The sequence below is a fragment of the Citrobacter sp. wls706 genome (assembly GCF_005281305.1).
Lineage (GTDB): Bacteria > Pseudomonadota > Gammaproteobacteria > Enterobacterales > Enterobacteriaceae > Citrobacter > Citrobacter werkmanii.
Map to the genome: position 1 here is coordinate 235832 of NZ_SZXG01000006.1, position 12509 is coordinate 248340.

11 protein-coding genes are annotated in these 12509 nt (G+C 53.9%); 6 read left to right on the forward strand and 5 right to left on the reverse strand.

The window, feature by feature from the left end; genetic code table 11:
• The first annotated feature begins 29 nt into the window (after positions 1-29).
• Entirely contained in the window at positions 30-398 is a 369-nt protein-coding gene (gene folB, locus FDW92_RS02950; protein WP_042311051.1) for a bifunctional dihydroneopterin aldolase/7,8-dihydroneopterin epimerase, read from the forward strand.
• A gap of 86 nt (positions 399-484) precedes the next feature.
• Entirely contained in the window at positions 485-1303 is an 819-nt protein-coding gene (gene bacA, locus FDW92_RS02955; RefSeq protein ID WP_042311049.1) for an undecaprenyl-diphosphate phosphatase, read from the forward strand.
• A gap of 97 nt (positions 1304-1400) precedes the next feature.
• On the opposite strand, the gene FDW92_RS02960 is transcribed toward bacA, so the two are convergent.
• Complete coding sequence (locus FDW92_RS02960) at positions 1401-2642, reverse strand: multifunctional CCA addition/repair protein (RefSeq protein WP_042311046.1); 1242 nt, start codon at positions 2640-2642, stop codon at positions 1401-1403.
• A 62-nt stretch (positions 2643-2704) separates the two neighbouring features.
• A complete protein-coding gene (locus tag FDW92_RS02965) occupies positions 2705-3325 on the reverse strand; it encodes a TIGR04211 family SH3 domain-containing protein (RefSeq protein WP_048232822.1) in 621 nt (206 codons plus the stop codon).
• A 242-nt stretch (positions 3326-3567) separates the two neighbouring features.
• Here FDW92_RS02965 and FDW92_RS02970 point away from each other — a divergent pair, with 242 nt between their 5' ends.
• From FDW92_RS02970 to hldE, 3 genes are read left to right on the forward strand one after another with little or no spacing between them, the layout of a single operon-like run.
• Entirely contained in the window at positions 3568-4869 is a 1302-nt protein-coding gene (locus FDW92_RS02970) for an inorganic triphosphatase (RefSeq protein ID WP_042311042.1), read from the forward strand.
• Between the two features lie 47 nt (positions 4870-4916).
• Positions 4917-7757, forward strand: a complete 2841-nt coding sequence (glnE, locus tag FDW92_RS02975) for a bifunctional [glutamate--ammonia ligase]-adenylyl-L-tyrosine phosphorylase/[glutamate--ammonia-ligase] adenylyltransferase (protein WP_042311040.1) — start codon at positions 4917-4919, stop codon at positions 7755-7757.
• 59 nt (positions 7758-7816) lie between these two features.
• A complete protein-coding gene (gene hldE / locus FDW92_RS02980) occupies positions 7817-9250 on the forward strand; it encodes a bifunctional D-glycero-beta-D-manno-heptose-7-phosphate kinase/D-glycero-beta-D-manno-heptose 1-phosphate adenylyltransferase HldE (RefSeq protein WP_042311038.1) in 1434 nt (477 codons plus the stop codon).
• Between the two features lie 65 nt (positions 9251-9315).
• Here hldE and FDW92_RS02985 read toward each other — a convergent pair whose 3' ends face one another.
• A complete protein-coding gene (locus FDW92_RS02985) occupies positions 9316-10983 on the reverse strand; it encodes a flotillin family protein (RefSeq protein WP_042311035.1) in 1668 nt (555 codons plus the stop codon).
• A 23-nt stretch (positions 10984-11006) separates the two neighbouring features.
• A complete protein-coding gene (locus FDW92_RS02990; protein WP_042311034.1) occupies positions 11007-11636 on the reverse strand; it encodes an OB-fold-containig protein in 630 nt (209 codons plus the stop codon).
• 261 nt (positions 11637-11897) lie between these two features.
• On the opposite strand from FDW92_RS02990, the gene glgS reads away from it, so the two are divergent.
• A complete protein-coding gene (glgS, locus tag FDW92_RS02995; RefSeq protein WP_087856824.1) occupies positions 11898-12104 on the forward strand; it encodes a cell surface composition regulator GlgS in 207 nt (68 codons plus the stop codon).
• Between the two features lie 32 nt (positions 12105-12136).
• Here glgS and ubiK read toward each other — a convergent pair whose 3' ends face one another.
• A complete protein-coding gene (gene ubiK / locus FDW92_RS03000; RefSeq protein WP_038633935.1) occupies positions 12137-12433 on the reverse strand; it encodes a ubiquinone biosynthesis accessory factor UbiK in 297 nt (98 codons plus the stop codon).
• Positions 12434-12509: the final 76 nt, after the last annotated feature.

Below are 12509 nucleotides of genomic sequence, written 5' to 3' on the forward strand. Positions count from 1 at the left end.
CGGGTTAGCCAAAAAGCAGGCGGGTCGTGATGGATATTGTATTTATAGAGCAACTTTCAGTAATCACCACCATCGGTGTTTACGACTGGGAACAGACAATCGAGCAAAAGTTGGTGTTCGATATCGAAATGGCATGGGATAACCGTAAATCGGCTAAAAGCGATGATGTCGCTGATTGCCTGAGCTATGCTGATATTGCTCAAACGGTTGTTAATCATGTGGAAGGCGGGCGTTTTGCACTGGTAGAGCGCGTAGCGGAAGAGGTGGCTGACCTCCTGCTTAGTCGCTTTAATTCCCCATGGGTGCGTATCAAACTCAGTAAACCTGGCGCGGTGGCGCGTGCGGCAAACGTCGGGGTTATCATTGAGCGTGGCAGTAATCTGAAAGAAAATAATTAATTTAATAATTTCTAAAACAAACGGGTATAAAAGGGTCCTTTCGTCGGCTCTTTTTTGCCGTGGTTTCTCTATCTAGGGGTTTATTAATGAGTGATATGCACTCGCTGCTGGTGGCGGCAATTTTGGGTGTGGTCGAAGGATTGACGGAATTTTTACCCGTTTCCAGTACCGGCCATATGATTATTGTTGGCCACCTGCTGGGTTTTGAGGGCGATACCGCAAAAACATTTGAAGTGGTGATCCAACTTGGTTCTATTCTGGCCGTCGTAGTGATGTTCTGGCGACGTCTGTTTGGCCTGATTGGCATTCACTTTGGCAAGGTCCAACACGAAGGGACTGGCAAAGGTCGGTTGACGCTGGGACATATCCTGCTCGGGATGATCCCGGCCGTTGTCCTCGGTCTGGTTTTCCACGATACAATCAAATCACTGTTTAACCCGATCAACGTGATGTATGCGCTGGTGGTAGGGGGCGTGCTGCTGATAGCCGCAGAATGCCTGAAGCCGAAAGAGCCGCGCGCGCCGGGGCTGGATGATATGACTTATCGTCAGGCGTTTATGATTGGCTGTTTCCAGTGTCTGGCGCTGTGGCCGGGTTTTTCCCGCTCTGGGGCGACGATTTCTGGCGGTATGCTGATGGGGGTCAGCCGTTACGCGGCATCTGAGTTTTCTTTCCTGCTGGCGGTACCGATGATGATGGGCGCAACGGCCCTGGATCTCTACAAAAGCTGGTCGTTCCTCAGCGCGTCAGATATTCCGATGTTTGCAGTCGGTTTCGTGACGGCGTTTATCGTGGCGCTGGTAGCGATCAAAACCTTCCTGCAACTGATTAAACGCATCTCGTTTATTCCGTTTGCGATTTACCGCTTTATTGTGGCGGCCGCCGTCTATGTGGTTTTTTTCTGATCGCTATTAAATGCCGGATGGCGCTACGCTTATCCGGCCTACGGGCGCGATATGTAGGCCGGATACGGCATTTATGCCGTCATCAGGTAACGTCAGTTTACTGGGCTGGTTTCGGACAACGCTGCTCTTTCCAACTGGCCACCGCCGCAATTCGCCGTTTCGTCAGCTCCTCCCGAATTTCCTGACCTTTAAATCCGGCCTCAACGACGTCTTTCGTTGGCACCGCCTGCGCAACCAGCCAGGCTTCACGCAGTAGTCTCCCTTGTGGATAATCCGCCGCTTCAAAGCCGGTACGCCCACGCACGTCGGCCTCGCTGGTCAGGGCGATTTGCTCTACACGCTGCGGTTTACGCCAGGCATCGATGGAATCAAACAGCTTCACGATGGTTTTTGGCTGCAGGATGGGGAAGGTATGAATGAGATCGTGGAACTCGGCCACCAGTTTGGCTAAATCACGGATGTCATTTGGCACGCGCAGGCGCTGACACAGTTGCTCGACCAGCTTGACGCCCGCCGGACCGTGACCGTGATGGCGTGGCCACAGCGCTTTGGGCGTTAATGCTTTGCCAAGATCGTGGCACAGCGTGGCAAAGCGCACGTCGACCTCGGGGCTTAACATGGCAGCCATCGACAGCGTCATCAGGGTATGAATACCGGTATCGATTTCCGGGTGCCACTGCGCGGGCGCTGGAACGCCAAACAGGGCATCAACTTCCGGGAACAGGACGCGCAATGCGCCGCAGTCGCGCAGAACCTGAAAGAATACCTGTGGATTACGGGTGGTTAAGGCGTTTTCCGTTTCTTTCCACACCCGCTCTGACGTCAGATGCTCCAGTTCATCGGCAGCGGTCATGTTGCGCATCAATGTCATGGTTTCGTCAGCGATACGAAAACCGAGGTGTGCATAGCGGGCGGCAAAGCGCGCTACGCGCAGCACGCGTAGCGGATCTTCGCTAAAGGCGGGAGAAACATGGCGCAGCAGGCGGTTTTCCAGATCGCTGCGTCCGTTATAGGGGTCGATAATTTCCCCGTCGTCATCGCGGGCCATCGCGTTGATAGTCAGGTCGCGACGCTGAAGATCGTCCTCCAGCGTGACATCCGCTGCGGCGTAGCAGGTGAACCCGGTATAACCCGAACCGGATTTACGTTCGGTACGCGCCAACGCATACTCTTCCCGGGTTTGCGGATGGAGAAACACGGGAAAATCGCGGCCTACCTGCTGGTAGCCCGCGTCAAGCATCTCTTGCGGCGTGGCGCCGACAACAACCCAATCTTTATCTTTAACCGGTAGCCCTATTAACGCGTCCCGAACAGCACCACCGACCAGATAAATCTTCACGCCACTTTCCTTCTGAAAAAAATCATCCCTTAATCATATGTCAGTGTGGCGGAGAAGGCGATTCAGTTCATCCAGCGATCTTTGCGTTTACGGCTTGGGATCATGTGTGGCAGAACCAGGCCGAGCAGCAGACCAAGACCCAGCACGCCGCCGCCATACATAAACCACTGCATAATGATGGTGCGCTGTTTGTCATCAAGCTGCAGGTTGGCTGCGCTGACCTTCTTTTGCGCCACGATAAGTTCGTTTTTCAGCTTCTGATTTTCTTGTTTCAGGCCGTCGATCACACTGTCGCTTTGCGCCACTTTTTGCTGCATATCGGCGGTGCGCTGATTCCACGTGGTATCGATATTATTGAGCTTATCTGTCAGCGTCTTAACCTGGTTTTCCAGATCGGGAACGCGGGTGCGCAGGCTCGGCGTACTGTTCAGCTCTTTCAGCGGGATCCAGGCGGTACGTCCGGTGCTGTCTTTCACCTGGGCGTAGTTGGTGTTGGCGTCAGTCTGTAAAAGCGTGACTTCCTCGCCGGCGTTAACCGTACCCACGAGGCGATAATTATCTCCCGGACCGCTGCGGACCCAGGTGTTCAGTTCGTCAGAGACATAGCGCTTTTCTTCGGCATGTGAGACTGCAGTGGCGCTAAGTGCGAGTAAAGTTAATCCAATCAGGCGTAATTTTGGCATCAGGCTGTCGTTATTGTCATAGAAAGTGGAACGATAGTAGTGGCATCAGTGTCTCTACGCAAAGCATTCGACATCAATCGGAATCATCTGTGTCCTTTTTGCCACCACCCGAAACTTTTACGCCCGTCAAATTGCTCGTTGCATGGCAATTTGGCGCAAAATACTATCTACTTGACCATTAAGAACGAACTTAGTTCGCAGTCAGTTTTCTCAACTGTGACATAACCCATAAGTACAAGACCATGGCCCAGGAAATCGAATTAAAATTTATCGTCAATAGTGATGCTGTAGATGCGCTACGTGAGCGTCTGAATACGCTGGGAGGAGAGCATCACGCGCCCAGCCAGTTGCTGAATATCTACTACGAAACGCCGGATGCCTGGTTGCGTGGTCACGATATGGGACTGCGTATTCGCGGTGAAAACGGTCATTATGAAATGACCATGAAAATTGCCGGACGGGTAACGGGCGGTCTGCATCAGCGACCAGAATATAACATTGCGCTGAGCACGCCTGAGCTGGATCTCGCCCTGTTTCCCGCTGAAGTCTGGCCTGATGGCAAGCTACCCACGGAACTCGCTTCTCAGGTGCAGCCGCTGTTTAGCACCGATTTTTACCGTGAGAAATGGTGCCTTGATGTCGACGGTAGCCGGATTGAGATAGCTCTCGATCTTGGGGAAGTGAAAGCGGGCGAGTTTGCTGAACCTATCTGTGAGCTTGAACTGGAACTGCTAAGCGGCGATACCCGTGCGGTACTGAAGCTGGCAAACCAGCTGGTTTCACAAACTGGTTTACGGCAGGGTAGCCTGAGCAAAGCGGCGCGCGGCTATCATTTAGCGCAGGGGAATGCGCCGCGTGAACTCAAACCGACGCGCATTTTACGGGTTCCCGCGAAGGCGAGCATCGAGCAAGGTCTGGAAGCGGCGCTGGAGCTGGCATTATCACAGTGGCAGTACCATGAAGAGCTGTGGGTACGTGGCGTCAAGGGGGCAAAAGCCGAGGTACTGGGGGCAATGGGCCTGGTGCGCCACATTCTGATGCTTTTTGGCGGTATTGTGCCACGAAAAGCGAGTGCTCACTTACGCGATTTGCTGACCCAGTCGGAAGCGATCATGGCGTCGGACGTTTCTGCCGTTTCGGCGGTTTACAGCACACAAACGGCGATGGCAAAACTGGCGCTGACCGAATGGTTGGTAACCAAAGGGTGGCAGCCGTTCCTTGATGCGAAGGCGCAGGGTAAAATTGCCGACTCCTTTAAGCGTTTCTCAGATATTCATCTCTCGCGCCATGCCGCTGAACTGAAAACCGCGTTTGCTCAGCCGCTGGGCGATCAGTATGCCGATCAGCTTCCACGCCTGACGCGCAACATTGATAGCATGCTGATGCTGGCGGGATATTATGACGAAAATGTCGCCTCGGAATGGATCGCCAACTGGCAGGGCCTGCGTCACGCCATTGCGGCCAACCAATATGTTGAAATTGAACACTTCCGCAATGAGGCAATCGCGCTGGAACCGTTCTGGCTGCACAGCGGAAAACGATAATCAGGACTGAGGCCGCCATCTGGCGCTATTCAAAGGATAACTCATAAATGAAGCAGCTCTCTTCACCGTTACAGCAGTACTGGCCGACCGTTGTTGAGCGGCTGCCAACAACAATATCTGAGTCCTCGCTTAGCGTGCAGGCGAAGTCAGTGCTTACATTCAGTGATTTTGTCCGCGACAGCCTTATTGCCCATCCTGAATGGCTGCTGGAGCTGGAAAGCGCAGCGCCTCAGGCGGACGAATGGCAACATTATGCCGCCTGGTTACAGCAGGCTTTGACCGAGGTCAGCGACGAAAACGCGCTGATGCGTGAGCTACGCCTGTTTCGCCGTCGTATTATGGTGCGTATCGCGTGGGCGCAGACGCTGTCGCTGGTGACGGAAGAGAGTATCTTGCAGCAGCTAAGCCATCTGGCTGAAACGCTGATCGTTGCCGCGCGTGACTGGTTATACGCCGCTTGTTGTCGCGAATGGGGAACGCCTTGTAATCCAGACGGTGTTGCGCAACCGCTGCTGATTTTAGGCATGGGGAAACTGGGCGGCGGCGAGCTGAATTTTTCCTCCGATATCGACCTGATTTTTGCCTGGCCGGAGCACGGCAGTACGCAGGGCGGGCGACGCGAGCTGGATAACGCGCAGTTCTTTACCCGTATGGGCCAGCGGCTCATCAAGGTCCTGGATCAGCCCACAATGGATGGCTTTGTTTATCGGGTGGACATGCGCCTACGCCCATTTGGCGACAGTGGTCCGCTGGTGCTGAGCTTCTCTGCGCTGGAGGATTATTACCAGGAACAAGGCCGCGACTGGGAACGTTATGCAATGGTCAAAGCCCGCATTATGGGCGATGCTGATGGCTCTTACGTCAATGAACTCCGCGCCATGCTGCGACCGTTTGTCTTCCGTCGTTATATCGATTTCAGCGTGATCCAGTCTCTGCGTAACATGAAAGGGATGATTGCCCGTGAAGTGCGCCGTCGCGGACTGAAGGACAACATTAAGCTGGGGGCGGGCGGTATTCGTGAAATCGAATTTATCGTGCAGGTATTCCAGCTTATTCGCGGCGGACGCGAGCCGTCGCTGCAATCCCGCTCACTGTTACCGACGTTGAGCGCCATCAACGCGTTAAACCTGCTGCCAGATACCGACGCGGAGCAATTGCGCGCAGCCTATCTCTATTTACGCCGTCTGGAAAACCTGCTGCAAAGCATCAATGATGAACAGACCCAGACGCTGCCGGGTGATGAACTGAATCGTGCGCGGCTGGCGTGGGGAATGAACGTTGATGACTGGCAGCAGTTGACCGATGTGCTGGCTGGCCATATGCACAATGTGCGTCGGGTATTTAACGAGTTGATTGGCGATGACGAAGCCGAAACACAGGAGGAGTCACTGTCAGAACAGTGGCGCGAATTGTGGCAGGACGCCTTACAGGAAGATGACAGCACGCCGGTGCTGACGCATCTGGCGGATGACGATCGGCGACGCGTCCTGTCGCTGATCGCGGATTTCCGTAAAGAGCTGGATAAACGCACCATTGGCCCGCGCGGACGCCAGGTGCTGGATCATCTAATGCCGCATCTGCTGAGCGATGTCTGTTCGCGTGACGACGCCTCAGTTCCGCTGTCGCGCATTACGCCGCTGCTGGTGGGCATTGTCACCCGTACAACCTATCTGGAGCTGCTGAGCGAATTTCCCGGCGCGCTCAAACACCTGATTTCACTGTGTGCCGCCTCGCCGATGGTCGCCAGCCAACTGGCGCGGTATCCGCTGTTGCTTGACGAGCTGTTGGATCCGAACACGCTGTATCAACCCACGGCGACAGATGCCTACCGTGATGAGCTGCGTCAGTATTTACTGCGCGTGCCGGAAGATGACGAAGAGCAACAGTTGGAAGCGCTGCGTCAGTTTAAGCAAACCCAGCTGTTACGTATTGCCGCGGCTGATATCGCCGGTACGTTGCCGGTGATGAAGGTGAGCGATCACTTAACCTGGCTGGCGGAAGCCATTATCGATGCGGTAGTCCAGCAGGCGTGGACGCAGATGGTCGCTCGCTACGGGCAACCCACCCATCTTGGCGATCGCGAGGGACGCGGTTTTGCCGTGGTCGGCTATGGCAAGCTGGGCGGCTGGGAGCTGGGTTATAGCTCGGATCTCGATCTGATCTTCCTGCACGATTGTCCGATGGATGTAATGACGGATGGCGAACGTGAGATTGACGGGCGACAGTTCTATCTGCGTCTTGCGCAGCGCATTATGCACCTTTTCAGCACCCGTACCTCCTCCGGTATTTTGTACGAAGTGGATGCGCGACTGCGTCCGTCCGGTGCGGCGGGGATGCTGGTAACATCAGCGGACGCTTTCGCCGATTACCAGCGCAATGAAGCCTGGACATGGGAGCATCAGGCGCTGGTGCGTGCGCGCGTAGTGTACGGTGACCCGCAGTTGACCTCTCAGTTTGACGCGGTGCGTCGCGCTATCATGACCCTCGTCCGTGACGGAAAAACCTTGCAAACCGAGGTGCGCGAAATGCGTGAGAAAATGCGTGCCCATTTGGGCAATAAGCATCGCGATCGTTTTGATATCAAAGCGGACGAAGGCGGCATCACCGATATTGAGTTCATTACGCAATACCTGGTGCTGCGCTATGCCCATGAAAAACCGAAGCTGACGCGTTGGTCGGATAACGTGCGCATTCTGGAATTACTGGCGCAAAACGACATTATGGATGAGCAGGAGGCGCTGGCGCTTACCCGTGCTTATACGACGCTGCGTGATGAACTTCACCATCTTGCCTTGCAGGAGCTTCCGGGCCATGTGGCGCCAGAGTGCTTTGAGGCTGAACGCACGCTGGTGCGCGACAGCTGGCAGAAGTGGCTGGTTGCCGAGTGAAGTGTGCTATTATCGCGCGCAAATTTTAAGACCCTCAGAGAATCTCTCAGGAGACAGGAATGAAAGTAACGCTGCCAGAGTTTGAACGTGCAGGAGTAATGGTTGTCGGTGATGTGATGCTGGATCGCTACTGGTACGGTCCTACCAGCCGTATTTCGCCTGAAGCGCCGGTTCCGGTGGTGAAAGTGGATACCATCGAAGAACGTCCCGGTGGCGCAGCAAACGTGGCGATGAACATTGCCTCCCTGGGAGCGAATTCGCGTCTGGTGGGCCTGACTGGTATTGATGACGCGGCGCGTGCGCTGAGCAAAACGCTGGCGGATGTGAACGTAAAATGTGATTTCGTCTCCGTACCGACCCATCCGACGATTACCAAACTGCGCGTGCTTTCCCGTAACCAGCAGCTGATTCGTCTGGATTTCGAAGAAGGTTTTGAAGGTGTGGATCCGCAGCCGTTGCACGAGCGTATTAATCAGGCGCTGGGTTCTATCGGCGCGCTGGTGCTCTCTGATTACGCCAAAGGCGCGCTGGCAAGCGTCCAGCAGATGATTGCGCTGGCGCGTAAGGCCGGAGTTCCGGTGCTTATCGATCCGAAAGGAACCGATTTTGAACGCTACCGTGGCGCCACGCTGCTGACGCCGAATCTGTCTGAGTTTGAAGCGGTTGTTGGTAAGTGCAAAAGCGAAGATGAGCTGGTGGAACGCGGCATGAAATTGATTGCTGATTTTGACCTTTCCTCTTTGCTGATCACGCGTTCCGAGCAGGGGATGACGCTGCTGCAACCGGGTAAAGCACCGCTGCATATGCCGACCCAGGCGCAGGAAGTGTATGACGTGACCGGCGCGGGCGATACGGTTATTGGCGTGCTTGCGGCGACGCTTGCGGCGGGTAACTCTCTGGAAGAAGCGTGCTACTTTGCTAACGCCGCAGCCGGTGTTGTCGTAGGTAAACTGGGGACTTCCACCGTTTCTCCCATTGAACTGGAAAACGCCGTGCGCGGTCGGGCAGATACTGGCTTTGGTGTGATGAGCGAAGCTGAGCTGAAACAGGCCGTAGCCAGCGCCCGCAAACGCGGTGAGAAAGTCGTGATGACCAACGGGGTGTTCGACATCCTGCATGCGGGTCACGTCTCCTATCTGGCAAACGCGCGCAAGCTGGGCGATCGCCTGATCGTAGCGGTAAACAGCGATGCTTCGACCAAACGTTTGAAAGGCGAAACGCGTCCGGTCAACCCGCTGGAACAGCGGATGATCGTACTGGGTGCGCTGGAGGCCGTCGACTGGGTGGTCTCTTTTGAAGAAGATACACCGCAACGTCTGATTGCGGGCATCCTGCCGGATCTGCTGGTAAAAGGCGGCGATTATAAGCCGGAAGATATTGCGGGCAGCAAAGAGGTGTGGGCGAACGGCGGTGAAGTACTGGTGCTGAACTTCGAAGACGGCTGCTCAACGACCAATATCATCAAAAAGATCCAGAAAGACAGCGATAAGTAACACTTGGAAAGTTTGCCGGATGGCGGATAAAACGCGTAAGCGCTGCCATCCGGCATTTCTGTTTCTTATTCTTCAGTCGTTTTCTCAACAGGCTGTGGGCTGTTTTTAAGCGGATCGGCCAGCGCCGACAGCGAGCCGCCGGACAAACCTATCTCATTTAATAGCGAATCAATCAGCGGCGCTTGTGTGCGATAAGAAAGGGCGGCTGATAATGCCTGCTCCGCCAGATTGCCACCGTTTACGTTACCTGCGGTCACTTCACCGCCCGCACCGCCGCGGTTCAGACCATCAACCTGAATGATCTTGATTCCATCGATAGACTTCATTGGCTCAACGGATTTCTCAATCACTGCTGGCAGGGACTGCAGCAGAGCCAGCTTAAATTTCAGGCTGGTCTGTTCGTCAGAAAGCACGTTAATCGCATCGTTCAGTGCGCGTTGTGCTTCGGCTTCCGCGAGACCTTTTTTCCGCGTGGCTTCGGCCAGTTCAACAATTGCGGCTGCCTGCAATTCTGCCGCTTCTTTCTCTGCTTTCGCGCGTACGGTCAGTTCAACGGCCTGTGTTTCAGCATCCTGCGCGGCGGCAATCAGCGCCACCTGTTTGGCACGATCGGCTTCTGCGGTCTGGCGAGTGGTTTCTACGTTCTGTTGAGCGCGAACCGCCTCGGCCAGCGCATCGTTAGCACGCGCTTCTGCCTGGGACTGCTGTTCGGACTTGGCGGCGATGGCGATGGACTTGGTCTGGTTAGCAATCTCTGTTGCCTGCTGCTGTTCGATCTCTTTAATGCGAACTTCGCGCTCCGCTTCCACTTTTCTTGAACGAACGGCTTGCTCGCGTTCGATTTCCGTTTCCTGAATCTGACGTTCGGCAAGAATACGCGTCTGTTCAGCTTCACGATGACGTTCGGCTTCGAAGGCGGCAATTTTTGCATTTTGCTCAGCCGTGCGGGTTTTCACCTGCTGTTCCTGCTCGAGCGTCATGAACGCTTCCTGCTGCTCGATTTCCAGCTTGCGTGACAGCGCATCGCGGTTTTTCTCACGGACGGCAACTTCTACGTCCTGCTCGACTTCGTTACGTTCGCGACGACGACGTTCCGTTTCCTGGGTCAGCTTGGTCAGACCCTCGGCATCAAAGGCGTTGTTGGGGTTGAAATGGATTTTTTCGGTCTGGTTAAAGTTGGTTAACGAAACGCTTTCCAGTTCCAGCCCGTTCTTGGACAGGTCTTCCGCCACGGTGTTTTGTACACCCTGAACGAAGTTCTCTCGCGTATCCTGAAGTTCATGCATGGTCATTTGTGATGCTGTGGCACGTAGCGCATCGACAAACTTATCTTCTATTAGCACACGTAAATCTTCTGGCGACAACGTACGCTGACCCAACGTCTGTGCGGCGGTAGCAATCCCCTCCACAGACGGTTTTACACGCACGAAAAAGGCGACGACGACATCCACGCGCATACGGTCTTTGGTGATGAGACTGTCGACAGTTGAACGGCTCACCTCAAGTTTGAGGGTGTTCATATTGATTGGAATAATTTCGTGGAAAATCGGCATGACAATTGCGCCGCCGCTCATCACCACTTTTTGCCCGCCAAGGCCGGTACGCACAAACGCCTGTTCGGCAGACGCGCGGCGGTACAGGCGGGCAAAGATAATCCCGATAATTACTAAGACGACCACCGCAACAATAGCGGTAAACATCCATGAAGGTAACATGCCAAAAACATCATCCATCTATAAGGTCCCTCTGTATAAAATTATAAAACAGTCGGCCAGGGGTTTAGCTCGGCCAGGTAACGCGTTGCAGAGAGTCGGCAAATAATCAGCACCTTGTCTCCTTTTTTGAATTCTTTGCCCGCTTCAGGCTCCAGCAGCACATAGTGGGTCTGCCCAAACTTGTCGGTAAATTTGCCTTCGCATGGGGTACCGGCAATCGCAGAATGTCCGGTAATAATCGCCATGCTGCCGATAAACTCATCCTCGGCGAGGGCGGTGGTTTCATCTCGTGGTAGCCATGGAGCAATAATTTTTCCGCTGTAATGCACAGCGAAGACGGCGAGAATAAAACTTACCGGGACAAGTAGTAGATTACTCAGCGGTGCTTGCCACAACGTGACCCAGCCATGCTGGATGAGGATACCGAAAAGTCCAAAGAAGCCAGCGAGTAAGCACAGCACGATCAGCGCTGGAATCCGTCCGATATTGAGATAGTGCAATGCCTGTCCTATATTGCCGGAGGCCAGGGCATCGTAATGTTCGAGATGCGCATCAAGCGTGCCAGAAAGGTAATGACCGAAAATAAGAGAGATGATTTCCAATAGGCCAATCAGTAGTACAAATGAAATAGCAAACAGGTAGGGGCCGTTATATTCCGTAAATAAAACCAACTTTTTCCTCCTGCGACTACGTTCCCTGATAGTGTCAAAAGTAACGGTTTTACCTGTTACTTTTACATAACGTTACAATAGCATGCCGAGCCATTATCCTTAAATCCGAAAGGGGACTTATTGCCCCCTTATATTTCGTAGGAAAGTGTGAGCCTGGGCTATAAATTTGCGCACATTATGTACAAAACCATTTCGCGTATAGGGAAATACTGAAATCAGAAAAAGCATATGGCCTTAGCAGATATTCAATAACTGGAGGGTATGCTCATGCACAGCAACATGTATTCAATGAACAATTTCGATTTCCTGGCCCGCAGTTTTGCCAGGATGCAGGCTGAGGGACACCCTGTTGATATCCAGGCCGTCACTGGCAATATGGATGAGGAACATCGTAGCTGGTTTTGTAAACGTTATGCGCTGTACTGCCAGCAGGCGACAGAGGCGAAGAAACTCGAACTGGAACACTAACAAAAAACGGGCCTTGCGGCCCGTTGTCGTTTTTACTCTTGCGGATCGACTGAGGGGATTGCAGGGGCAGGCTTAACTTCTGCCGTTTTTTCACGCGCTTCCAGCTCAGTCAGGCGTTGTTCAAGCAGCGCCAACTTTTCACGGGTACGCAGCAAAACCTGAGTCTGCACATCAAACTCTTCACGGCTTACCAGGTCCAGACGGGTCAGTTGTGACTGCAGCGTTTGACGAATTTTCTTCTCGACGTCTTCCCCAAACTCCCGGATCCCTTTCGGCATCGACTCGTGAACCTGACGAGCAATTTGCTCAATTTTTTTCGGGTCAATCATTGTGGTTTCCCTGAACTGGTACGTGTTGCTGCTTATTGTAGTGCGAATGGGCGCAGGCATAAACCAGAATTGTGTG

What these genes read in the sequence shown, in the direction of transcription:
- folB (WP_042311051.1), top strand. Translation starts at nt 30, where the DNA reads ATGGATATTGTATTTATAGAGCAACTTTCAGTAATCACCACCATCGGT.
- bacA (WP_042311049.1), top strand. Translation starts at nt 485, where the DNA reads ATGAGTGATATGCACTCGCTGCTGGTGGCGGCAATTTTGGGTGTGGTC.
- FDW92_RS02965 (WP_048232822.1), bottom strand. Translation starts at nt 3,325, where the DNA reads ATGCCAAAATTACGCCTGATTGGATTAACTTTACTCGCACTTAGCGCC.
- FDW92_RS02970 (WP_042311042.1), top strand. Translation starts at nt 3,568, where the DNA reads ATGGCCCAGGAAATCGAATTAAAATTTATCGTCAATAGTGATGCTGTA.
- glnE (WP_042311040.1), top strand. Translation starts at nt 4,917, where the DNA reads ATGAAGCAGCTCTCTTCACCGTTACAGCAGTACTGGCCGACCGTTGTT.
- hldE (WP_042311038.1), top strand. Translation starts at nt 7,817, where the DNA reads ATGAAAGTAACGCTGCCAGAGTTTGAACGTGCAGGAGTAATGGTTGTC.
- FDW92_RS02985 (WP_042311035.1), bottom strand. Translation starts at nt 10,983, where the DNA reads ATGGATGATGTTTTTGGCATGTTACCTTCATGGATGTTTACCGCTATT.
- glgS (WP_087856824.1), top strand. Translation starts at nt 11,898, where the DNA reads ATGCTCATGCACAGCAACATGTATTCAATGAACAATTTCGATTTCCTG.
- ubiK (WP_038633935.1), bottom strand. Translation starts at nt 12,433, where the DNA reads ATGATTGACCCGAAAAAAATTGAGCAAATTGCTCGTCAGGTTCACGAG.